Genomic DNA, 25,657 nt, shown 5'->3' with positions numbered 1-25,657 from the left:
GGGCCGGTTCGGTATTTTAAAGTCTTCTAGGGGTCATCAGCCCCCTGAATTAATGGAGGCCAAGGTCTCCTGCTCACGGTAGTCGACAGTAACATCCTGGCTCTCTTCCAGCCTGGCGTCGAATTCCGGATCTTCCTCATCGGTTCCGGAAAGTCCTGCTGCAGGTAACAACTCACCGGATCTCAAACGCATTTCCGGGGAATTCACCGCATCCACTCCACTACTGTAAGGTTTCACCGCACTGAAAATCGCCGGGTCAACCTGGGTGAAGTCCTCAACACCATTTTGGATTGCGGAGCGCAATCCCTGGGATGCCTGAGCACCAGCGATAGACTGCAGCTCGTCACCCTTACTAGTGAAGTTAGGCACCTGCCCAATAAATTCAGGCTCGTAATAGGAGACAGAAACAATGGCCACATTGGTAAGCGCATCCATACGCAGCGGCACCAACTCGCTACCGATAATACTCCAGAGCTGAGTATCGGTACCCAGAGTGATATTGCCCGCTGTGATATGGGTATCGCCGTAGGTTTCAGCGGTGAGCATACCAAAGCCCTCACTCGCCAACTGAACGTTACCGCGACCGGCATTGATTTCATCAATCAGTAGGTTGTCTTTCGCCAGCACCGTAATATCGACATCCGGCCCGGAAGTAGAGATAGCAAGGACATCGACATCGGACTCAATGTTGACATCTCCGCTGACCACCAAATCTGCACGCTTAGCTTTGAGGCTACCGCCAATAGTACCCGTGGCACTGCTAAGTACATTAATATCCCCTGATCCATCGTAACCGAGACGCATACCACTGCCAGCAAATCGCAAACCTACGCCGCTTTTGTTAAAGCTGCCGGAATTAACACCGCCATTTTCAAAATCAAAAGCAAAGTCTGTTTCCAAAGTGAGATTACTGGAAGTGTTATCAAGGAACTCAAAATCAGAGAAGCTAAAGTTGCCTACTTTGTTGCCAGAGGATTTCACCTGCCAGGTATCACCAGCAAGGTTGTACTGGAAGGAATCACTTCCGCTGCCACCAGAGAGTGCTACTGTGTCAGAGCTATTCTCATTGACTTCCACGTAGTCATCCCCCTCTCCCAGGGAAATACTATCGATGGTGGTTGCAGAGAGTATGACCGTGTCATTACCTGCACCGGTATCTATTGAAGCAAGCTCACCGCCATTTAAATTAAAAGTATCCTGGCCACTACCCGCATTTATCGCTTCAATACCGCTAAACACAAGCTTTTTGTTATTGCCGCTTACGGTACTCTGCGCATCGTTAATATCCCAAACCGCATCGATATTGGCCCCCTGGATAGTATCGTTTCCACTACCCGCACTCAGGCTCTCCAGATCCGCAAAAGTGACCCCGGCAACTGTCATGCTGTTGAGGCTATCGAAGACATAGTTACTGCCGATGTCCTGGCCAATATATGTACCCACGCCCTGGACCATCTCAAGATTATCAAACAGAACAGTCAGGCCATTCACCCTGGCTTGAGCCGTTCCGTTTTCTAGGGAGCTGCCATTACTGGAAGATGTCCAGCTAGCGCCACTACCGGCTGCATTAACAGTGTCCTCACCCTCACCAGTATCCACACTTTCAAGCCCGGTAAAGAGAATGCCCGCAGCAGTAATATCACCATTGGAAGCCAGGACAAAGGTATCCTTGCCAGAGGTACCTATAAGATGGTCAGTACCTCCCTCACTGCTGACTTTAGTAATGCCTGTAAATGCTATTCCGGCCGTGGCGATTCCAGACTCAGTTAGGGCTAAGATATCATCAGCGTCAGTACCGTATAACTGTGCATTATTAGTTTCTACATGATCAATACCGCTAAATTGAACACCATTCACCTCAAGGGCATTTGCAGTACCAGCTAACTGCCAACTTCCCGCATCGCTCTGAATCGTATCGCTATCATCGTTACCACTTCCCGCAGAAACGCTGGCAACAGACGAGAACTCAATACCCCGCGCTTTGAGCGATTTCCCAGTTTTGGCAAGTTCGAAAGTGTCTGCCTGATTATTTGTTGATGCGTCCAGCGACACGTTGTCTGCATCAACCTGCTCAATGCCCTCAAAGCTCACACCTGCAACAGCAAGAGCACCGCGGCCTAATCCCAATACCCAGGTTTCTCCAGCTATATCACTTGTAGCCACAATAGTGTCTGAGCCTTCGCCTGCATCCACAGAATCAAGTTCCATAAATGTCATGTTGTCGACTCGCACTATGGCATCCGCTCCGGACTTACTTAAGGAGAAAGTGTCCGTATGTTCTCCACCCACCAGCGTGCTGATGCCGCCGCTGATAAACTCGGCGTTCTGGATGGTGATCGCGCCGTGCTCTACTTCATTCTCATTGTCGGTCAGGGCCCAACCTTGGCCCGCTTGACCGATCACGGTGTCATCACCACCGGCGGCGGCGACCGTGCTGAGGCCGGCGAACTGCATATTGTCCACCTTCACCAACTGACCCTGGCTGCCGCCGTCGAGGAAGGTGTAGGTGTCAGCGAAGTCTCCCCCCATCAGGGTGCTGATGCCGCCGCTGATAAACTCGGCGTTCTGGATGGTGATCGCGCCGTGCTCTACTTCATTCTCATTGTCGGTCAGGGCCCAACCTTGGCCCGCCTGGCCGATCACGGTGTCATCACCACCGGCGGCGGCGACCGTGCTGAGGCCGGCGAACTGCATATTGTCCACCTTCACCAACTGACCCTGGCTGCCGCCGTCGAGGAAGGTGTAGGTGTCAGCGAAGTCTCCCCCCATCAGGGTGCTGATGCCGCCGCTGATAAACTCGGCGTTCTGGATGGTGATCGCGCCGTGCTCTACTTCATTCTCATTGTCGGTCAGGGCCCAACCTTGGCCCGCCTGGCCGATCACGGTGTCATCACCACCGGCGGCGGCGACCGTGCTGAGGCCGGCGAACTGCATATTGTCCACCTTCACCAACTGACCCTGGCTGCCGCCGTCGAGGAAGGTGTAGGTGTCAGCGAAGTCTCCCCCCATCAGGGTGCTGATGCCGCCGCTGATAAACTCGGCGTTCTGGATGGTGATCGCGCCGTGCTCTACTTCATTCTCATTGTCGGTCAGGGCCCAACCTTGGCCCGCCTGGCCGATCACGGTGTCATCACCACCGGCGGCGGCGACCGTGCTGAGGCCGGCGAACTGCATATTGTCCACCTTCACCAACTGACCCTGGCTGCCGCCGTCGAGGAAGGTGTAGGTGTCAGCGAAGTCTCCCCCCATCAGGGTGCTGATGCCGCCGCTGATAAACTCGGCGTTCTGGATGGTGATCGTGCCGTGCTCTACTTCATTCTCATTGTCGGTCAGGGCCCAACCTTGGCCCGCCTGGCCGATCACGGTGTCATCACCACCGGCGGCGGCGACCGTGCTGAGGCCGGCGAACTGCATATTGTCCACCTTCACCAACTGACCCTGGCTGCCGCCGTCGAGGAAGGTGTAGGTGTCAGCGAAGTCTCCCCCCATCAGGGTGCTGATGCCGCCGCTGATAAACTCGGCGTTCTGGATGGTGATCGCGCCGTGCTCTACTTCATTCTCATTGTCGGTCAGGGCCCAACCTTGGCCCGCCTGACCGATCACGGTGTCATCACCACCGGCGGCGGCGACCGTGCTGAGGCCGGCGAACTGCATATTGTCCACCTTCACCAACTGACCCTGGCTGCCGCCGTCGAGGAAGGTGTAGGTGTCAGCGAAGTCTCCCCCCATCAGGGTGCTGATGCCGCCGCTGATAAACTCGGCGTTCTGGATGGTGATCGCGCCGTGCTCTACTTCATTCTCATTGTCGGTCAGGGCCCAACCTTGGCCCGCCTGACCGATCACGGTGTCATCACCACCGGCGGCGGCGACCGTGCTGAGGCCGGCGAACTGCATAGTGTCCACCTTCACCAACTGACCCTGGCTGCCGCCGTCGAGGAAGGTGTAGGTGTCAGCGAAGTCTCCCCCCATCAGGGTGCTGATGCCGCCGCTGATAAACTCGGCGTTCTGGATGGTGATCGCGCCGTGCTCTACTTCATTCTCATTGTCGGTCAGGGCCCAACCTTGGCCCGCCTGACCGATCACGGTGTCATCACCACCGGCGGCGGCGACCGTGCTGAGGCCGGCAAACTGCATATTGTCCACCTTCACCAACTGACCCTGGCTGCCGCCGTCGAGGAAGGTGTAGGTGTCAGCGAAGTCCCCCCCATCAGGGTGCTGATGCCGCCGCTGATAAACTCGGCGTTCTGGATGGTGATCGCGCCGTGCTCTACTTCATTCTCATTGTCGGTCAGGGCCCAACCTTGGCCCGCCTGACCGATCACGGTGTCATCACCACCGGCGGCGGCGACCGTGCTGAGGCCGGCGAACTGCATATTGTCCACCTTCACCAACTGACCCTGGCTGCCGCCGTCGAGGAAGGTGTAGGTGTCAGCGAAGTCTCCCCCCATCAGGGTGCTGATGCCGCCGCTGATAAACTCGGCGTTCTGGATGGTGATCGTGCCGTGCTCTACTTCATTCTCATTGTCGGTCAGGGCCCAACCTTGGCCCGCCTGACCGATCACGGTGTCATCACCACCGGCGGCGGCGACCGTGCTGAGGCCGGCAAACTGCATATTGTCCACCTTCACCAACTGACCCTGGCTGCCGCCGTCGAGGAAGGTGTAGGTGTCTGCGAAGTCTCCACCCGCCAGCGTGCTGGTGCCGCCGCTGATAAACTCGGCGTTCTGGATGGTGATCGCGCCGTGCTCTACTTCATTCTCATTGCCGGTCAGGGCCCAGCCCTGGCCCGCTTGACCGATCACGGTGTCATCCCCTCCGGCGGCGGCGACTGTGCTGAGGCCGGCGAACTGCATATCGTCCACCTTCACTAACTGCCCTTGGCTGCCGCCATCGAGGAAGGTGTAGGTGTCAGCGAAGTCTCCCCCCATCAGGGTGCTGATGCCGCCGCTGATAAACTCGGCGTTCTGGATGGTGATCGCGCCGTGCTCTACTTCATTCTCATTGTCGGTCAGGGCCCAACCTTGGCCCGCTTGACCGATCACGGTGTCATCACCACCGGCGGCGGCGACCGTGCTGAGGCCGGCGAACTGCATATTGTCCACCTTCACCAACTGACCCTGGCTGCCGCCGTCGAGGAAGGTGTAGGTGTCAGCGAAGTCTCCCCCCATCAGGGTGCTGATGCCGCCGCTGATAAACTCGGCGTTCTGGATGGTGATTGTGCCGTGCTCTACTTCATTCTCATTGTCGGTCAGGGCCCAACCTTGGCCCGCCTGACCGATCACGGTGTCATCACCACCGGCGGCGGCGACCGTGCTGAGGCCGGCGAACTGCATATTGTCCACCTTCACCAACTGACCCTGGCTGCCGCCGTCGAGGAAGGTGTAGGTGTCAGCGAAGTCTCCCCCCATCAGGGTGCTGATGCCGCCGCTGATAAACTCGGCGTTCTGGATGGTGATCGCGCCGTGCTCTACTTCATTCTCATTGTCGGTCAGGGCCCAACCTTGGCCCGCCTGACCGATCACGGTGTCATCACCACCGGCGGCGGCGACCGTGCTGAGGCCGGCAAACTGCATATTGTCCACCTTCACCAACTGACCCTGGCTGTCGCCGTCGAGGAAGGTGTAGGTGTCAGCGAAGTCTCCCCCCATCAGGGTGCTGATGCCGCCGCTGATAAACTCGGCGTTCTGGATGGTGATCGCGCCGTGCTCTACTTCATTCTCATTGTCGGTCAGGGCCCAACCTTGGCCCGCCTGGCCAATCACGGTGTCATCACCACCGGCGGCGGCGACCGTGCTGAGGCCGGCGAACTGCATATTGTCCACCTTCACCAACTGACCCTGGCTGCCGCCGTCGAGGAAGGTGTAGGTGTCAGCGAAGTCTCCCCCCATCAGGGTGCTGATGCCGCCGCTGATAAACTCGGCGTTCTGGATGGTGATCGTGCCGTGCTCTACTTCATTCTCATTGTCGGTCAGGGCCCAACCTTGGCCCGCCTGACCGATCACGGTGTCATCACCACCGGCGGCGGCGACCGTGCTGAGGCCGGCAAACTGCATATTGTCCACCTTCACCAACTGACCCTGGCTGCCGCCGTCGAGGAAGGTGTAGGTGTCAGCGAAGTCTCCCCCCATCAGGGTGCTGATGCCGCCGCTGATAAACTCGGCGTTCTGGATGGTGATCGCGCCGTGCTCTACTTCATTCTCATTGTCGGTCAGGGCCCAACCTTGGCCCGCCTGGCCGATCACGGTGTCATCACCACCGGCGGCGGCGACCGTGCTGAGGCCGGCGAACTGCATATTGTCCACCTTCACCAACTGACCCTGGCTGCCGCCGTCGAGGAAGGTGTAGGTGTCAGCGAAGTCTCCCCCCATCAGGGTGCTGATGCCGCCGCTGATAAACTCGGCGTTCTGGATGGTGATCGCGCCGTGCTCTACTTCATTCTCATTGTCGGTCAGGGCCCAACCTTGGCCCGCCTGGCCGATCACGGTGTCATCACCACCGGCGGCGGCGACCGTGCTGAGGCCGGCGAACTGCATATTGTCCACCTTCACCAACTGACCCTGGCTGCCGCCGTCGAGGAAGGTGTAGGTGTCAGCGAAGTCTCCCCCCATCAGGGTGCTGATGCCGCCGCTGATAAACTCGGCGTTCTGGATGGTGATCGTGCCGTGCTCTACTTCATTCTCATTGTCGGTCAGGGCCCAACCTTGGCCCGCCTGGCCGATCACGGTGTCATCACCACCGGCGGCGGCGACCGTGCTGAGGCCGGCGAACTGCATATTGTCCACCTTCACCAACTGACCCTGGCTGCCGCCGTCGAGGAAGGTGTAGGTGTCAGCGAAGTCTCCCCCCATCAGGGTGCTGATGCCGCCGCTGATAAACTCGGCGTTCTGGATGGTGATCGCGCCGTGCTCTACTTCATTCGCATTGCCGGTCAGGGCCCAACCTTGGCCCGCCTGGCCAATCACGGTGTCACCTCCATCACCGGCGGCGACTGTACTGAGACCGGCGAACTGCATATCGTCCACCTTCACTAACTGCCCTTGGCTGCCGCCGTCTAGGAAGGTGTAGGTGTCAGCGAAGTCTCCCCCCATCAGGGTGCTGATGCCGCCGCTGATAAACTCGGCGTTCTGGATGGTGATCGCGCCGTGCTCTACTTCATTCTCATTGTCGGTCAGGGCCCAACCTTGGCCCGCTTGACCGATCACGGTGTCATCCCCACCGGCGGCGGCGACCGTGCTGAGGCCGGCGAACTGCATATTGTCCACCTTCACCAACTGACCCTGGCTGCCGCCGTCGAGGAAGGTGTAGGTGTCAGCGAAGTCTCCCCCCATCAGGGTGCTGATACCGCCGCTGATAAACTCGGCGTTCTGGATGGTGATCGCGCCGTGCTCTACTTCATTCTCATTGTCGGTCAGGGCCCAACCTTGGCCCGCTTGACCGATCACGGTGTCATCACCACCGGCGGCGGCGACCGTGCTGAGGCCGGCGAACTGCATATTGTCCACCTTCACCAACTGACCCTGGCTGCCGCCGTCGAGGAAGGTGTAGGTGTCAGCGAAGTCTCCCCCCATCAGGGTGCTGATGCCGCCGCTGATAAACTCGGCGTTCTGGATGGTGATCGCGCCGTGCTCTACTTCATTCGCATTGCCGGTCAGGGCCCAACCTTGGCCCGCCTGGCCAATCACGGTGTCACCTCCATCACCGGCGGCGACTGTACTGAGACCGGCGAACTGCATATCGTCCACCTTCACTAACTGCCCTTGGCTGCCGCCGTCTAGGAAGGTGTAGGTGTCAGCGAAGCCTTCTTTGCCCGTCAGCGTGCTACCGCCTCCACTAATTAAATTCGCATTTTTTATAATAATTCCTGCATGACTTACTTCATTATCATTAGCAGTCAAAGCCCAGCCTAAATTTGAGTACCCTTCTAAACCTGCATTCTTTGCAATTAAGTAAGAGACATCAAAAAATGTAATGCCATTATTCGTCGCAGTGTTAGCGTTATTAATTATCCAGTTGTGGCCAAGTAAACCAGTTACAGTTCTTGCATAGCCATTTGTTTTAACACTTGTTACACCAGTGAAATTAAATTCATATCCAGGATTTTGCGAATCAGTATCAGATGAAACCAACCCATCCCCTAATACATAAAAATCTCCTTCTTGGGACGCCCCAATAACAATGCTACTGGAGATAATGTCACTGAGATTAACGAATTGGATCCCGTTGATTTTTCCATTTTCTAGATTTGCCTCATCGACGGATAAGGTGTCCTGGCCTCCCAATGCATCGACAATTGTCACCCCAGTAAAATCAATCGCTGAGGCAACAACAAGGTTGTCATTTCCGTTTTCAATTATGCTGAAAGCATCAACATTATCGGTGCCATAGAGAGTTGTCGTGTAAGCGTCTTCAATATCCTGGAAAAGTAACCCCTGAGAGTAAAGACGTAACTCTCCAGCAATACCTGTTAGCTCCAGACCATTAGAGTAATTTTCGGCATCTACATAATCATCGCCGCCCAAAGCATTGACAGACTCAAGACCAGTAAACGTTAAGCCATTAACCTGTAGCTCAGCACTGTCATTAAAAGTAAATATTTCTTTATCATTGGTGCCTAGTAAAATATCCGATGTATTAACACCAGCATGTGCTCCGGCTTCCACTCGGGTAAGCCCATTGAAGCTCATCCCATCAACTTGGATCGCCGTTGTGCTATCAGCATTTTTTACAATTTGGTAGCTATCATTGCTATTGGACGCACCCTGCAGTATTCCATTACCGCCACTGAATATATCAGCATCATTGATGATGACATCGGCATGCTCTACCTGGTTATCACTTGTTGTGAGCGCCCAGTTTCTATTGTTAACACTACTGTTAATCGTGTCTGTAAAAGAGCTTGAGTCCCCAGCGCTTAAAATATCAATACCGGTAAAGGCCATGCCTTTAGTATCAATCTGGGTCTTTTGCTGTCCATTATCTGTGTAAGCAGAAAGCGTAAATATTTCATCTTGGTCATTCCTGCCAACCAACTCGCCAACATTTGCCTGGATAGTTTCTACATCACTGAAGGCAATATTGTAGCCTGTGATCTCTTTATTCCCGGCCCCCAAAATCCACTGACTGCCGGTTTGCCCAGTACCGTCAATAATACTGTCTGTACCCGCACCAGTATTTAGACTTGAGATACCGGTAAAGGCTATCTCATTGGCCTTGAAGGCCTTGTCCCCAGTAATCTCGATCGTATCGGCTAAGTCTGAACCGACAAGGTTTTCACCACCAGTACCCGCTACCTCAATCTGTTTAAATAAGATATTGCTGGTAATCAGTTCTTTTGCGATTCCGGTGAGCGCAACCGTTTCTCCAGCCTTTGCATTCACGGTGTCGGCAATATTAGTATCGTTGCCGGCTAATACAGAGCTCACATCCGAGAACTGGATGCCTTTGCTGCTCAGCTTTTTATCGCCCTCTACGGTGAAGGTGTCTGCACCCGTGGTGCCGGTTAAAATTCCTGTATTAGTAACCGCATCAATGCCACTGAAGTTGATGTCATAGCTGCTACCATTAGGATCGATGGTTACACCAAAGGCATTATTACCTTGAAGAGTAACTGCACCGGTTGCATCTACCGTGTCCGTATAATTAGTATCATCCGTATTCGCATTCACATTGCGAATACCTTTAAAGATCATGGAGTCAACGGTGATATCGCCTGTCAGGGAAAGCTGATAGCTATCTCCGTTATCAGCGGCACCAACGAGGGTGTTATTACCACCCGTCAGACTACGCATTCCTGCAAAAGTAATGCCTGAGTGCTTAACTTCATTATCCGCAGAAACGAGTTCCCACTGGTCGCTGGTCTCAGAGGTAACAGCTCCACTAGAGCCAGCATCAACAATACGATCAACACCGGAGAAGGTGATCGCTTTAGCGAAAACTTTGTTGGTATCTTTTACTGTATAAGCGATATCCGCACCCAGCAGATTACTCGCTACCGCTTCATTAATACCGGATATCGTAATATCGATAATATTGCCATCGGTAAAATCTGCTTTTACATTGTTGTCATCTAGCAAAAGAAGATTGCCATTAATAGCACTGGCATCTAGTGACGCAGTACCGTTACCCTCAATTGTGGTAAATCCAGTAAAGCGAATAGCATCAGCATCAATACGTCCATCACTAGTCAGGGCAAATTCATTATCATCGTTCTTACTTTCCAGTGTGCCCTGATTATCTGAAGCGGTGACTTTTTCTATATTGGTAAAGGTAATTCCGCTGCTTGTGGCTTCTTTATCTGTATTCGAGAGACTCCATGTACTGTTGGCTACAAGCGTACTAACGGTGTCAGTGCCCTCGCCGGTATCAATCGTTTTATTGAAGCCAGTAAAGTCAATACTATTGGCTGTGATTTTGTCAGCGGTACTGGCAATGATAAAGCTGTCGTCTATAGCCGATCCGACAATCTTGCCGTTTGAGTTGTTAATAAAGGCGACCTGTTCAATATCTTTGAACAGGATATTGGCATTGCGCAGCTCTTCTTGATTTCCGGTGAGATTTACATCAGTTTCTGTATTCAGTTGATCAGAAATGCCATCATTACTTGTGCCTCCAGCATTAACTTCTTCAATACCGGTGAAGCTGATACCGTAAGTATGTAATTCGCCACTAAGGAAACCAAACGTATCGGCCTCGTCGGTACCGATCAAAATATCTGTTGTGTTAACACCAGCATGTGCTCCGGCTTCCACTCGGGTAAGCCCATTGAAGTGCATTCCATCAACTTGGATCGCCGTTGTGCTATCAGCATTTTTTACAATTTGGTAGCTATCATTGCTATTGGACGCACCCTGCAGTATTCCATTACCGCCACTGAATATATCAGCATCATTGATGATGACATCGGCATGCTCTATCTGGTTATCACTTGTTGTGAGCGCCCAGTTTCTATTGTTAACACTACTGTTAATCGTGTCTGTAAAAGAGCTTGAGTCCACAGCGCTTAAAATATCAATACCGGTAAAGGCCATGCCTTTAGTATCAATCTGGGTCTTTTGCTGTCCATTATCTGTGTAAGCAGAAAGCGTAAATATTTCATCTTGGTCATTCCTGCCAACCAACTCGCCAACATTTGCCTGGATAGTTTCTACATCACTGAAGGCAATATTGTAGCCTGTTATTTCTTTATTCCCGGCCCCCAAAACCCACTGACTGCCGGTTTGCCCAGTACCGTCAATAATACTGTCTGTACCCGCACCGGTATTTAGACTTGAGATACCGGTAAAGGCTATCTCATTGGCCTTGAAGGCCTTGTCCCCAGTAATCTCGATCGTATCGGCTAAGTCTGAACCGACAAGGTTTTCACCACCAGTACCCGCTACCTCAATCTGTTTAAATAAGATATTGCTGGTAATCAGTTCTTTTGCGATTCCGGTGAGCGCAACCGTTTCTCCAGCCTTTGCATTCACGGTGTCGGCAATATTAGTATCGTTGCCGGCTAATACAGAGCTCACATCCGAGAACTGGATGCCTTTGCTGCTCAGCTTTTTATCGCCCTCTACGGTGAAGGTGTCTGCACCCGCGGTGCCGGTTAAAATTCCTGTATTAGTAACCGCATCAATGCCACTGAAGTTGATGTCATAGCTGCTACCATTAGGATCGATGGTTACACCAAAGGCATTATTACCTTGAAGAGTAACTGCACCGGTTGCATCTACCGTGTCCGTATAATTAGTATCATTCGCATTCACATTGCGAATACCTTTAAAGATCATGGAGTCAACGGTGATATCGCCTGTCAGGGAAAGCTGATAGCTATCTCCGTTATCAGCGGCACCAACGAGGGTGTTATTACCACCCGTCAGACTACGCATTCCTGCAAAAGTAATGCCTGAGTGCTTAACTTCATTATCCGCAGAAACGAGTTCCCACTGGTCGCTGGTCTCAGAGGTAACAGCTCCACTAGAGCCAGTATCAACAATACGATCAACACCGGAGAAGGTGATCGCTTTAGCGAAAACTTTGTTGGTATCTTTTACTGTATAAGCGATATCCGCACCCAGCAGATTACTCGCTACCGCTTCATTAATACCGGATATCGTAATATCGATAATATTGCCATCGGTAAAATCTGCTTTTACATTGTTGTCATCTAGCAAAAGAAGATTGCCATTAATAGCACTGGCATCTAGTGACGCAGTACCGTTACCCTCAATTGTGGTAAATCCAGTAAAGCGAATAGCATCAGCATCAATACGTCCATCACTAGTCAGGGCAAATTCATTATCATCGTTCTTACTTTCCAGTGTGCCCTGATTATCTGAAGCGGTGACTTTTTCTATATTGGTAAAGGTAATTCCGCTGCTTGTGGCTTCTTTATCTGTATTCGAGAGACTCCATGTACTGTTGGCTACAAGCGTACTAACGGTGTCAGTGCCCTCGCCGGTATCAATCGTTTTATTGAAGCCAGTAAAGTCAATACTATTGGCTGTGATTTTGTCAGCGGTACTGGCAATGATAAAGCTGTCGTCTATAGCCGATCCGACAATCTTGCCGTTTGAGTTGTTAATAAAGGCGACCTGTTCAATATCTTTGAACAGGATATTGGCATTGCGCAGCTCTTCTTGATTTCCGGTGAGATTTACATCAGTTTCTGTATTCAGTTGATCAGAAATGCCATCATTACTTGTGCCTCCAGCATTAACTTCTTCAATACCGGTGAAGCTGATACCGTAAGTATGTAATTCGCCACTAAGGAAACCAAACGTATCGGCCTCGTCGGTACCGATCAAAATATCTGTTGTGTTAACACCAGCATGTGCTCCGGCTTCCACTCGGGTAAGCCCATTGAAGTGCATTCCATCAACTTGGATCGCCGTTGTGCTATCAGCATTTTTTACAATTTGGTAGCTATCATTGCTATTGGACGCACCCTGCAGTATTCCATTACCGCCACTGAATATATCAGCATCATTGATGATGACATCGGCATGCTCTATCTGGTTATCACTTGTTGTGAGCGCCCAGTTTCTATTGTTAACACTACTGTTAATCGTGTCTGTAAAAGAGCTTGAGTCCCCAGCGCTTAAAATATCAATACCGGTAAAGGCCATGCCTTTAGTATCAATCTGGGTCTTTTGCTGTCCATTATCTGTGTAAGCAGAAAGCGTAAATATTTCATCTTGGTCATTCCTGCCAACCAACTCGCCAACATTTGCCTGGATAGTTTCTACATCACTGAAGGCAATATTGTAGCCTGTGATCTCTTTATTCCCGGCCCCCAAAACCCACTGACTGCCGGTTTGCCCAGTACCGTCAATAATACTGTCTGTACCCGCACCGGTATTTAGACTTGAGATACCGGTAAAGGCTATCTCATTGGCCTTGAAGGCCTTGTCCCCAGTAATCTCGATCGTATCGGCTAAGTCTGAACCGACAAGGTTTTCACCACCAGTACCCGCTACCTCAATCTGTTTAAATAAGATATTGCTGGTAATCAGTTCTTTTGCGATTCCGGTGAGCGCAACCGTTTCTCCAGCCTTTGCATTCACGGTGTCGGCAATATTAGTATCGTTGCCGGCTAATACAGAGCTCACATCCGAGAACTGGATGCCTTTGCTGCTCAGCTTTTTATCGCCCTCTACGGTGAAGGTGTCTGCACCCGTGGTGCCGGTTAAAATTCCTGTATTAGTAACCGCATCAATGCCACTGAAGTTGATGTCATAGCTGCTACCATTAGGATCGATGGTTACACCAAAGGCATTATTACCTTGAAGAGTAACTGCACCGGTTGCATCTACCGTGTCCGTATAATTAGTATCATCCGTATTCGCATTCACATTGCGAATACCTTTAAAGATCATGGAGTCAACGGTGATATCGCCTGTCAGGGAAAGCTGATAGCTATCTCCGTTATCAGCGGCACCAACGAGGGTGTTATTACCACCCGTCAGACTACGCATTCCTGCAAAAGTAATGCCTGAGTGCTTAACTTCATTATCCGCAGAAACGAGTTCCCACTGGTCGCTGGTCTCAGAGGTAACAGCTCCACTAGAGCCAGCATCAACAATACGATCAACACCGGAGAAGGTGATCGCTTTAGCGAAAACTTTGTTGGTATCTTTTACTGTATAAGCGATATCCGCACCCAGCAGATTACTCGCTACCGCTTCATTAATACCGGATATCGTAATATCGATAATATTGCCATCGGTAAAATCTGCTTTTACATTGTTGTCATCTAGCAAAAGAAGATTGCCATTAATAGCACTGGCATCTAGTGACGCAGTACCGTTACCCTCAATTGTGGTAAATCCAGTAAAGCGAATAGCATCAGCATCAATACGTCCATCACTAGTCAGGGCAAATTCATTATCATCGTTCTTACTTTCCAGTGTGCCCTGATTATCTGAAGCGGTGACTTTTTCTATATTGGTAAAGGTAATTCCGCTGCTTGTGGCTTCTTTATCTGTATTCGAGAGACTCCATGTACTGTTGGCTACAAGCGTACTAACGGTGTCAGTGCCCTCGCCGGTATCAATCGTTTTATTGAAGCCAGTAAAGTCAATACTATTGGCTGTGATTTTGTCAGCGGTACTGGCAATGATAAAGCTGTCGTCTATAGCCGATCCGACAATCTTGCCGTTTGAGTTGTTAATAAAGGCGACCTGTTCAATATCTTTGAACAGGATATTGGCATTGCGCAGCTCTTCTTGATTTCCGGTGAGATTTACATCAGTTTCTGTATTCAGTTGATCAGAAATGCCATCATTACTTGTGCCTCCAGCATTAACTTCTTCAATACCGGTGAAGCTGATACCGTAAGTATGTAATTCGCCACTAAGGAAACCAAACGTATCGGCCTCGTCGGTACCGATCAAAATATCTGTTGTGTTAACACCAGCATGTGCTCCGGCTTCCACTCGGGTAAGCCCATTGAAGTGCATTCCATCAACTTGGATCGCCGTTGTGCTATCAGCATTTTTTACAATTTGGTAGCTATCATTGCTATTGGACGCACCCTGCAGTATTCCATTACCGCCACTGAATATATCAGCATCATTGATGATGACATCGGCATGCTCTATCTGGTTATCACTTGTTGTGAGCGCCCAGTTTCTATTGTTAACACTACTGTTAATCGTGTCTGTAAAAGAGCTTGAGTCCACAGCGCTTAAAATATCAATACCGGTAAAGGCCATGCCTTTAGTATCAATCTGGGTCTTTTGCTGTCCATTATCTGTGTAAGCAGAAAGCGTAAATATTTCATCTTGGTCATTCCTGCCAACCAACTCGCCAACATTTGCCTGGATAGTTTCTACATCACTGAAGGCAATATTGTAGCCTGTGATCTCTTTATTCCCGGCCCCCAAAACCCACTGACTGCCGGTTTGCCCAGTACCGTCAATAATACTGTCTGTACCCGCACCGGTATTTAGACTTGAGATACCGGTAAAGGCTATCTCATTGGCCTTGAAGGCCTTGTCCCCAGTAATCTCGATCGTATCGGCTAAGTCTGAACCGACAAGGTTTTCACCACCAGTACCCGCTACCTCAATCTGTTTAAATAAGATATTGCTGGTAATCAGTTCTTTTGCGATTCCGGTGAGCGCAACCGTTTCTCCAGCCTTTGCATTCACGGTGTCGGCAATATTAGTATCGTTGCCGGCTAATACAGAGCTCACATCCGAGAACTGGATGCCTTTGCTGCTCAGCTTTTTATCGCCCTCTACGGTGAAGGTGTCTGCACCCGTGGTGCCGGTTAAAATTCCTGTATTAGTAACCGCATCAATGCCACTGAAGTTGATGTCATAGCTGCTACCATTAGGATCGATGGTTACACCAAAGGCATTATTACCTTGAAGAGTAACTGCACCGGTTGCATCTACCGTGTCCGTATAATTAGTATCATCCGTATTCGCATTCACATTGCGAATACCTTTAAAGATCATGGAGTCAACGGTGATATCGCCTGTCAGGGAAAGCTGATAGCTATCTCCGTTATCAGCGGCACCAACGAGGGTGTTATTACCACCCGTCAGACTACGCATTCCTGCAAAAGTAATGCCTGAGTGCTTAACTTCATTATCCGCAGAAACGAGTTCCCACTGGTCGCTGGTCTCAGAGGTAACAGCTCCACTAGAGCCAGCATCAACAATACGATCAACACCGGAGAAGGTGATCGCTTTAGCGAAAACTTTGTTGGTATCTTTTACTGTATAAGCGATATCCGCACCCAGCAGATTACTCGCTACCGCTTCATTAATACCGGATATCGTAATATCGATAATATTGCCATCGGTAAAATCTGCTTTTACATTGTTGTCATCTAGCAAAAGAAGATTGCCATTAATAGCACTGGCATCTAGTGACGCAGTACCGTTACCCTCAATTGTGGTAAATCCAGTAAAGCGAATAGCATCAGCATCAATACGTCCATCACTAGTCAGGGCAAATTCATTATCATCGTTCTTACTTTCCAGTGTGCCCTGATTATCTGAAGCGGTGACTTTTTCTATATTGGTAAAGGTAATTCCGCTGCTTGTGGCTTCTTTATCTGTATTCGAGAGACTCCATGTACTGTTGGCTACAAGCGTACTAACGGTGTCAGTGCCCTCGCCGGTATCAATCGTTTTATTGAAGCCAGTAAAGTCAATACTATTGGCTGTGATTTTGTCAGCGGTACTGGCAATGATAAAGCTGTCGTCTATAGCCGATCCGACAATCTTGCCGTTTGAGTTGTTAATAAAGGCGACCTGTTCAATATCTTTGAACAGGATATTGGCATTGCGCAGCTCTTCTTGATTTCCGGTGAGATTTACATCAGTTTCTGTATTCAGTTGATCAGAAATGCCATCATTACTTGTGCCTCCAGCATTAACTTCTTCAATACCGGTGAAGCTGATACCGTAAGTATGTAATTCGCCACTAAGGAAACCAAACGTATCGGCCTCGTCGGTACCGATCAAAATATCTGTTGTGTTAACACCAGCATGTGCTCCGGCTTCCACTCGGGTAAGCCCATTGAAGTGCATTCCATCAACTTGGATCGCCGTTGTGCTATCAGCATTTTTTACAATTTGGTAGCTATCATTGCTATTGGACGCACCCTGCAGTATTCCATTACCGCCACTGAATATATCAGCATCATTGATGATGACATCGGCATGCTCTACCTGGTTATCACTTGTTGTGAGCGCCCAGTTTCTATTGTTAACACTACTGTTAATCGTGTCTGTAAAAGAGCTTGAGTCCCCAGCGCTTAAAATATCAATACCGGTAAAGGCCATGCCTTTAGTATCAATCTGGGTCTTTTGCTGTCCATTATCTGTGTAAGCAGAAAGCGTAAATATTTCATCTTGGTCATTCCTGCCAACCAACTCGCCAACATTTGCCTGGATAGTTTCTACATCACTGAAGGCAATATTGTAGCCTGTGATCTCTTTATTCCCGGCCCCCAAAATCCACTGGCTGCCGGTTTGCCCAGTACCGTCGATAATACTATCTGTACCCGCACCGGCATTAAGAGTTTCGATGCTAGAAAAGGACAATTTTAGATGATTTACACTGGTCTCATCAGGATTTGTTGAGGTTGATACCAGATCAAATGCATTATTCCCAGTGATAAATACTTCATCTTGCCAATCACTAAGAACAAATATATCAGAACCACTGCCACCTAAAACGTTGAAAGTAGCTTGCGATGCACCATCAAAATAAATCTTACCAAGATAATTAGTTGAGCCCTCACCTTTTTGACCAACCTTTAATTCGAAGCTATCCCCTTCAAAAGCACCCTGATCATCTAAAATACCTAAAAAATTTATCTTGCCGTAATTATTAAAAGAGCCACCAGCAGATAAATTGATCTTATTAGCAACTATTTCTGCTGCCTTATCTCCATCCAGATTATTTTCGATATCCCCTTGAGCTATAATCTGAATATTCTCAGCAGTTATGGAACCAAAATAACTATCATTCAATACGGCCGATGCGGCATTAATGAAACTACCATCTGTTGCCACAGAAAAGTTTACTAGACCTTGAATAGTTCCGTTATTAATTACATCTGTTTTGGCAAGAATAGAGAGGCTACCAGCTCCACCAGCATCTACAGTTGCATCTTGGTGTATCATTACTCCAGCATGGGAATCTAGAGTTAATGTAGTATTACTGCTCCAACTCAAATTATTTCGAATACGTATTCCGTAAGTGAAATCACCAGAATAACTTTCATTACCACTATTCCAAGTAGCATTTGCAGCATTATTGGAAGTTGTTTTTACAGTTACGCTATTATTAGTTAAAGCGTTCTGTAATGTACCCACACTCATGCAGTTAGTTGTGCAATCAGGAACATCCTCTGAACTATCATCTAGAATATCGAACCAACCTGGATCTAATAGCCACTCTCCTGTAATTCCTTTGCCATGGCTTAAGGTAGAAACATACATGCCATCTTCACCAAGGTTAAGATAAACCTTACCTGAAGTTTCTACAAAACCACCATCACCACCTTGCTTACCTGACTCGGCTAAAATAGTCCCGGCAAAATTCGTAGTATGGTCGGCCCAAACAATAACCTCACCACCATCGCTTTCGCCTAAACCACTCGTGTCAATATGAGCATCTTCAGTGACTGTTGTTTTTTTGGCATTACGAATCCGGGAATTCTTTCCTTGATAATCTCCACCGATTAATACTTCACCACCACCAGCCGTGCCACGGGCATCTATGGTGCCGCTGACCAGAACTTCATCACCGAGAACCATGGCCTGACCGCCCCGGCCAGCGCTACCACGCATATCAATCGCACCTCTGTGCTCTGCAGTATCACCCTCGAGCACCACCTGACCGCCCGTGGAACCAGCGGCTTGTAACTCGCCACTATTGATTACACTGGAGCCGGAACCAAATAAACGGATTTTTCCACCGCTGGTGTCGATTCCCTGGGCTTTAATTGTGCCTTCGTTATTTACTGCAGCAGTAAATAAGTCACCGGATACGCTCGCCTCTAATAGAACCTGAGCTCCATCGATATTACCTTCATTTAAAACGGCGCTATCGACGCCCAGTTCATTTTCCATCACCTCTTTAGTGACTTGTACACCGATCATGCCATCGGCATCGAAGGTAAGTATTGCTTCATCTGCGGCGGCCAAACTGACCAGCTCTGCGCTAATCAGACCTGACGAGGCGTTGGTGACTTGTTTACCTACCAATACAGCACTGGCTGCATTGATAACACCTTTATTTACAACAAAGCCCGCGGAGCCGTCCTCCCCCTTAAAGGTAAAGTCGCCATTCATAAAATCCTCTGGGCTCATATCGAGCCCAGAGGCGGTAATGGCACCAACATTAATAGTGGCACTTTCGGTAAAGAGCACTCCGCGCGGATTTACTAGAATAACGTGGCCATTGGCTTCAATGGAGCCATGAATCGTACTAGCACTTTGATCCAAAATTCGGTTGAGTACGACTGAGGAGGTATTTGGCTGAAGAAACTTAACCAACTCTTCAGCACTTAGATTAAAAGAATCCCAATCTATCGAGAGCAGATCAGTATTTTGATCGATTGTGGTGGTCGTACCATTCACATCGATTGTGCCACTACCACCGTTTACCACACCGCCTTCCGGGCCTGCATGTGCCAGAGGGCTTAGTAAGCCTGCAAACATGCCAGCATACGCTAAGCGAGATACCTTGATTGCAGAAGTCAGTTTTTTCAGTTCAAGAGTATTTTTTTTGGCTTTCATACCGGTACCTTGCATAGAGCGGTCAGGTCAGCTTCAGCTATCGATGATATTCTGAATTATTAGTTATAAAAAATGGAAAAATCGGCATAGACCATAGGCTGATCTATATCTTCACCAGTACCTTCGATGGAAGAGGCTTTTTCAATAGGCCAACCGACTGATACTTTGCTGGAGAAAAATTCGTTCCAGGTAAACTTGAACAGCAGACCACCTCCGGCAAGCCTGGCCCAGTCATCCTCTTTCCCTGATTTATAGTTATTCACAATGCCGTAACCCACATCGGCAAATAATGCAATTTGCATCATATCGTTTAGGCGCTGACCAAATAAGATAGGGTTCACCACTTCGGGGAAACTGGGATACCATTCGGCAGATAAAAGTCCGGCCCTATCAGCAGAAAAGTCTCGTACATCAAAGGCTCTAACTCCATTAGCCCCCCCCAAGGAAATCTGCTCAAACGCAGGCAGGGGATTATCGCTTTGCTGTATACGGCTTTTAATTATTAGGCGAGACTGATCATTAGTGAACGGCATCGGCAAAAATAGTAGTGAGCTACTATTTAACGACACTTTGGTAAAATGGTCACCGCGCGCTGCTTGCAACTTACCTTCAAGTTCCCTTTGATGCTCACCATATTGAATATTGGTACTCAATATATTAAGCATGGAAATAGCACCACTGGAGAGGTGGTCCATGTAAAAACCTAGCTCACCACCGTATACATGATCACCAGGCTCATCAAATTTGGTAATTGCACGTAGATTGGACTTTTTATCAGTGAGTCCAAAAGAGCCCGTCAAGTTGAAGCCCCGTGAACGACGAAATTTATGATCCACTGTAAGCGCGTAACTGGTATTGTCACCATGAATATCGAGCACATTTACAGGGTTATCTGGATCCTCAACATCACGCAATACAAAGTCATTGTAATCTGCTGTTAACTCAAGCCTAGTGCGCGGTCCAAATAGTGGAAGGCTGTATCTTAGCTGGCCAAGATCAGAACCGAAGTCCGAATCAAAATCGGAAACATTAGTCGATTTCAAATAGCCAATGGTAAGTGCATCTCCAATACCCAGAGGATTCAACCAGTCTACGGTTGTATAAAATCTCTGGTCACCAGTATAAGCTGATCCGTGGTTATCCACCCTAAATGAAGTTTTCCAGCTAGACGCATCGCGTACTTTCAAGTTGAGCTTAGTTTCACCAGGATTTTCACCTGCACTAAAATAGCCGGTAACATTTAAGCCTGGCAGATCATTTAGAAGGTAAAGACCCTCTTCTATATTATCGTGATTAACTAGCTTACCTTTTTGTTTCTCAAAGGGCTTAGCCAGCTGTTCCAGAGCATATTCTTTATTATCCTCAGCAGCGACCTGCCCCAACAATCCCTCTTGAACCGTCAGAGTTACAACGCCATCCTCAACATCTTGGGCAGGAATTTGTACCTGAGCGAGAAAAAGTCCTTGGCGACGATAAAAATTAGTCAGTTCCGCAGCAATTTCTTCCAGATCAGCGTAACTCAAACCACGCTCTTTATTCTGCTTCTCAATGACACTGACGAGTTTTTTGAGTTCAGCAGGCCCCAAACCACCTGGATTAAATTGGGCTTGCATATTACCCAATAAAACTGCTAACTCCTCTAGGTTATCAACCGTATAACCGCTAGCGAGGATTTTATCCTCTTTCATAAATTTGACGCGAAGTTTTTCTGCCATCTCTTCGACAATTTCACGTTCAATACCAAAATCTGGGTATTCTTCTAACCTATGAAACTTAAACTCTTTTACAGTAATTCTTGGGCCTTGATTACGTTGAGAGATATCTGGAATCTCAGTATTCAAATTTGGATCTTCCGCTTCATAGGTGCGCTGCAGGAAGTCCTTGGTTACGTCCGCCTCATTAACTGTTGGCGTATCCTGGTCAAAAGCCTGCTTTACACGACTGCGAAAACTGGAACCCTCGTCTTGAGCATAAACAGGCAAATTTGATAGCAGGAAGCCTGCGCCCACAAATAGCGCCAGCTTACTTTTTCCAGGCCCAAGCATAAATCCCCCAAATTACTCATATTTATTTGGCCGAATCCAGCCTTCACATGGCTAGAAAAGGCGTATTTTTTATTAATTCACATCTCTAACGATGCGAAAGCCTGTTAATTCATCTGCGAGTCCTGCATGCAACCTTTTGGATGTAGCGAGACAACGGCTCATGGGGTCTTGTCGATTACCGCCAAGCGCAAGTAACTCCCCGTCAGTACCTTTCGCCCACTCTTGAACATTGCCCACAGCATTCACTAGGCCAAATCTGTTTGTCGATCCGTCCTGGGCTGGTACCAACTCGACCCCTTTCTCAATACCGCCATACTTTAAATGGCAGTTGCGATCTGCAACCTCTTCCTCGCCATTAGCACTGGCAGCCGCAAACCACTCTTGCTCTGATGGGAGGCGATAACGGTACCCCGTCTCATCGGATAACCAGCTGATATACGCTTCTGCATCTTGAAGAGTTAAGTTATTGGCTGGCAGATCGCCCGCGGCGATATCGATGGCTGCACATTGCTTGGTTGCACTACAATAGTGCTCGAGGTCTCGGTTACTTACTTCATACTTTCCAACTGCCAAGGGCCGACCACTCACACCTCGAACCACTACCATTGCTGGCCCCTTGGTACCATCTGCAAGACGATCGCGACAGCTGTAGCGATCTCCCCTGCCACCGCTACCTGGGATTAGGTGTCCACAAAAATCCAGCTTGAATTCTTTGAGGGGCTGATAACCAGGCAGGAGCGCCCTGAACTCATCGACTAGAGCCTCTGTCCTTAGTGGGTCTTCAGCACCCAATTTGGTGGCACAGTTATTAAGCTCTTCACCAACAACCGGACGAATCTGTCTGGCTTTAACACTATCTAGCCCTGCCAGCTGAGATAACTGCGCTCCCACAGCGGCGACATTCATATCAAAGCCACAGGTAAGTGTGGATTCCATATTGGCCAGAACAGTGTCGATTTGCCTGTTTTTAATAGAGGCCAAGCGTCGGCGTTCAGCGCGTTCTTCCGCAAGACGAATGCGCTCAGCCTCACGCTCTGCCTCTAGGCGCTCAGCCTCCAAGCGAGCTCGCAGGTTCTCTCTATCCGTAGCCAGCTGGGATTTGATCGCAACAGCCTGGCTGGATACGCCATACCAGCTGGCAGCGCTTTCCAGCATGGAATCCGCTTGATCCAGATTACCCAGGTTTAACTGACCGGTAGCCGCGGCGAGAAACAGCTCCGAAATTTCACGGCGTTTATTATCGAGAAATTCTTCATCGCTGGGGTTAAGCTCAGAATACTCATGAAGCTCCAAGCGAAGGTCCTTTTCCCAGGCTGGAGTAAGGATACTCAGTGACACCAAACGATTAATCGCTTCTTTTTTATCACTGATTCGCCGCTGTAGTAGCTCCTCCTGGAGCTTCTTTTCAAGCTCAATCTTTACTCTTTCTTGCTCAGCTGTATTCTGCTGTTCCAAGTGGCTATAGCCCACCCCAGCACCTACAAGCACCATGGTGAAAGCCCCACCTAATACCCACTTCCAGGTATTGCTGACAAAAAACGCCTGGACAAATTTTTCTACTGTGTCAGTACGATCTTCTCGTTTTAGCTGCAGAGCGGCCTCAAGAGCACGCCACTCCCGTCGATTTAACCCCCTGATACGTTTCGGGCGTAGCTTCTTTTCTAAGGCCTTGTCGGCGGGAACCTTGTCATAAGGATGCCGGCCACAAAATAGCTCGTAGGCCACACAGCCCAGGGCATAGACATCATCAGATGGAGCGGGCTCCCCCCCTTTCAGCATCTCGTAACTGGCATAGGCGGGCGTCAAAGCTCCCAGACTGCCGGCATCAAAAACCGTAGTCTCGCCAGTTTTATTGGCGATCCCCCCTTCAGATACGGCTCGAGCAATACCGAAGTCAAAAACCTTCGCACCTTTCTTACTGGTAACAAAGATATTGCCAGGCTTAAAGTCGGAATGGACGATCTTATGGGAATGGGCGTAAATGAGGGCCAGGGAAATATCAGAAAAAACAGAGCGCGCCTTTTCGGGTTCCAGCCCAACATCCGCATGCTCTCGCAGGAGTTTGTCAAGCGGTGCACCCTCGAGAAACTCCATGGTCATAAAGACCCGATCACCATCGCGGTCAAAATCGTAAACCGTTACGATGTTGGGGTGGGCCAGCGTTTGTGACTTACGCGCTTCGCGCTGTAAGGAAATAAAGGCATCAGGATGTTTCTGGAAATCATCATTTAACAGCTTGATTGCTACATAAGGCTCGCTGTCATTCGCTTCCAGCTTACGGCGATCAAGTGCCTTATAAACAGCTCCCATACCGCCAACCCCAAGGAGCTTATCTAGCTCAAATCGCCCCTTGATCACTGTTTTGGTTACAGCGCCAGATGGCAATGGCTCAAAAGAGTCAGAAGTATCAATAGGGTTTGCAGAAATTCCACCAGAAAGTTGGCCCAGCTCTTTCTTTTGGCCGGTATTCTTTCGAGGTGCAGGGCTAAAAACTGTTGCATCTGGATTAAACCCAGATGCAGCAGAGGGCAGTATTGCCTGCGCACCCCGCACCGGAGGGTGATCATTTTTCCCAGTGGAGTCCTGATTAACAACGACGGTTACGTCGCCATCATCTGTCAGTCCCTTTTTAGATTGATCCGGTCCGGGCAGATTGCCGTTCGGCCGAACAACACGTGTCTTATCGTTCAATTCCGCCTCCATGGGAAAGCTTTTCGACACATCCAAAGACCGTAACAAAATATTGCTACGGGCAGGTTGTCAAGCTAAATAAGGGGCAAAGTATATCGAACAGCCTTTTAGGCAACAATGAACAGGTAAGCAAATATATTTGACTATATACCGTTTTGAAAAAACTACTCGACAATTACAGACTCAGAAGAGAAACTGATACTGAAGACAAATAATTACACCTTCTTACAAGCTCACCTGACAAAAGAAAATCCATAACTTAAAATATTTTGTTAACGTGATTCCGTTAACAATTCTTAATATTTTTTCCTCAAATACTCATTTTTTTTGACATCAAGCTTTTCTGTTCAATAGAAAATTAATTAGTGTCAGAGTCGAATAAGCGCAGACGGCATACCTCCAGCAATCAATATACTCCCCTGGATAATTAGTGCCAGAGTCGATTTTATAAGCTGAAATTTCGGTTTTTTTTTGTATTTCACTCTGTTTAAATTACCTCAGTTGTCATTGCGACACCATCTGAGTTACCGCACTAATTCGGTAGCAAGGAACTAACCACCAATATCTCAAGCCAACAAAGAGGGATTTCCCATGGCTATTTACATGAACTTCAACAGCCTCGCCACTAAGGGTAACGTTACTGCCAAGGGCTACGAAGACTGGATCGAAGTTGACAGCTTCAACTTTGGTGTTGGTCGCGGTATCACTATGGAAGCCGGCGCTACCTCCAACCGTGAAGCTTCTCGTCCGAGCCTGAGCGAAGTTACCTTCACCAAGCGTATTGACGCTGCATCTGGTGGCCTGTTTAAGGCTTCCGTAACTGGTGACGAAGGCGTACCTGTTGAGATCCACGTTGTACAAACTGGCGCTAACTCTGTAGAAAAGTACGCTGTGTATAAGCTGGAAAACGTACTGATCTCCTCTTACAGCATCGGCGCTTCTGCTGGCGGCGCACCTCAGGAATCCATCTCCCTGAGCTTTGCCAAGATTGAGGCTGACCTCAATCACGCAGACAAATCCAACAAGAACCCCAAAAACATGCGTGTTGGATACGACCTCACTACTGCTACTCCGCTGTAATAGGTCTATACCCTTTTGGGATAAGATGGCCTGCAGAATCTCTGCGGGCTGTCTACAGGTCTTTAGCTGAATGCTCATTGAGTTTTCAGC

5 protein-coding genes are annotated in these 25,657 nt (G+C 49.1%); 1 reads left to right on the top strand and 4 read right to left on the bottom strand.

Features of this window, described 5'->3' with window-relative positions; all coding sequences use genetic code 11:
* Nucleotides 1-36: 36 nt before the first annotated feature.
* The 4 genes from MJO52_RS01500 to MJO52_RS01485 form a co-directional block, all read right to left on the bottom strand.
* Entirely contained in the window at nucleotides 37-4,149 is a 4,113-nt protein-coding gene (locus MJO52_RS01500) for a beta strand repeat-containing protein (RefSeq protein ID WP_252084241.1), read from the bottom strand.
* Nucleotides 4,146-19,751, bottom strand: a complete 15,606-nt coding sequence (locus MJO52_RS01495; protein ID WP_252084240.1) for a filamentous hemagglutinin N-terminal domain-containing protein — start codon at nucleotides 19,749-19,751, stop codon at nucleotides 4,146-4,148. The genes MJO52_RS01500 and MJO52_RS01495 overlap by 4 nt, the downstream gene beginning before the upstream one ends.
* 59 nt (nucleotides 19,752-19,810) lie before the next feature.
* Nucleotides 19,811-21,592 carry a ShlB/FhaC/HecB family hemolysin secretion/activation protein gene (locus tag MJO52_RS01490; RefSeq protein ID WP_252084239.1) on the bottom strand — a complete coding sequence of 594 codons (1,782 nt, stop codon included), beginning with the start codon at nucleotides 21,590-21,592 and terminating at the stop codon, nucleotides 19,811-19,813.
* A 276-nt stretch (nucleotides 21,593-21,868) separates the two neighbouring features.
* The gene (locus MJO52_RS01485; RefSeq protein ID WP_252084238.1) at nucleotides 21,869-24,487 is read right to left on the bottom strand and encodes a bifunctional serine/threonine-protein kinase/formylglycine-generating enzyme family protein; all 2,619 of its coding nucleotides are present in this window, start codon (nucleotides 24,485-24,487) and stop codon (nucleotides 21,869-21,871) included.
* Nucleotides 24,488-25,078: 591 nt separating this feature from the next.
* Between MJO52_RS01485 and MJO52_RS01480 the strand changes: the two genes are divergently transcribed.
* Entirely contained in the window at nucleotides 25,079-25,567 is a 489-nt protein-coding gene (locus MJO52_RS01480) for an Hcp family type VI secretion system effector (RefSeq protein ID WP_252084237.1), read from the top strand.
* The last annotated feature ends 90 nt before the right edge of the window (nucleotides 25,568-25,657 follow it).

This window comes from Microbulbifer variabilis (genome assembly GCF_023716485.1).
Lineage (GTDB): Bacteria > Pseudomonadota > Gammaproteobacteria > Pseudomonadales > Cellvibrionaceae > Microbulbifer > Microbulbifer variabilis_B.
The sequence above is the reverse complement of the archived record's forward strand: the minus strand, read 5'-3'. Positions and strand labels throughout refer to the sequence as shown.

What these genes read in the sequence shown, in the direction of transcription:
- MJO52_RS01495 (WP_252084240.1), bottom strand. Translation starts at nt 19,751, where the DNA reads ATGAAAGCCAAAAAAAATACTCTTGAACTGAAAAAACTGACTTCTGCA.
- MJO52_RS01480 (WP_252084237.1), top strand. Translation starts at nt 25,079, where the DNA reads ATGGCTATTTACATGAACTTCAACAGCCTCGCCACTAAGGGTAACGTT.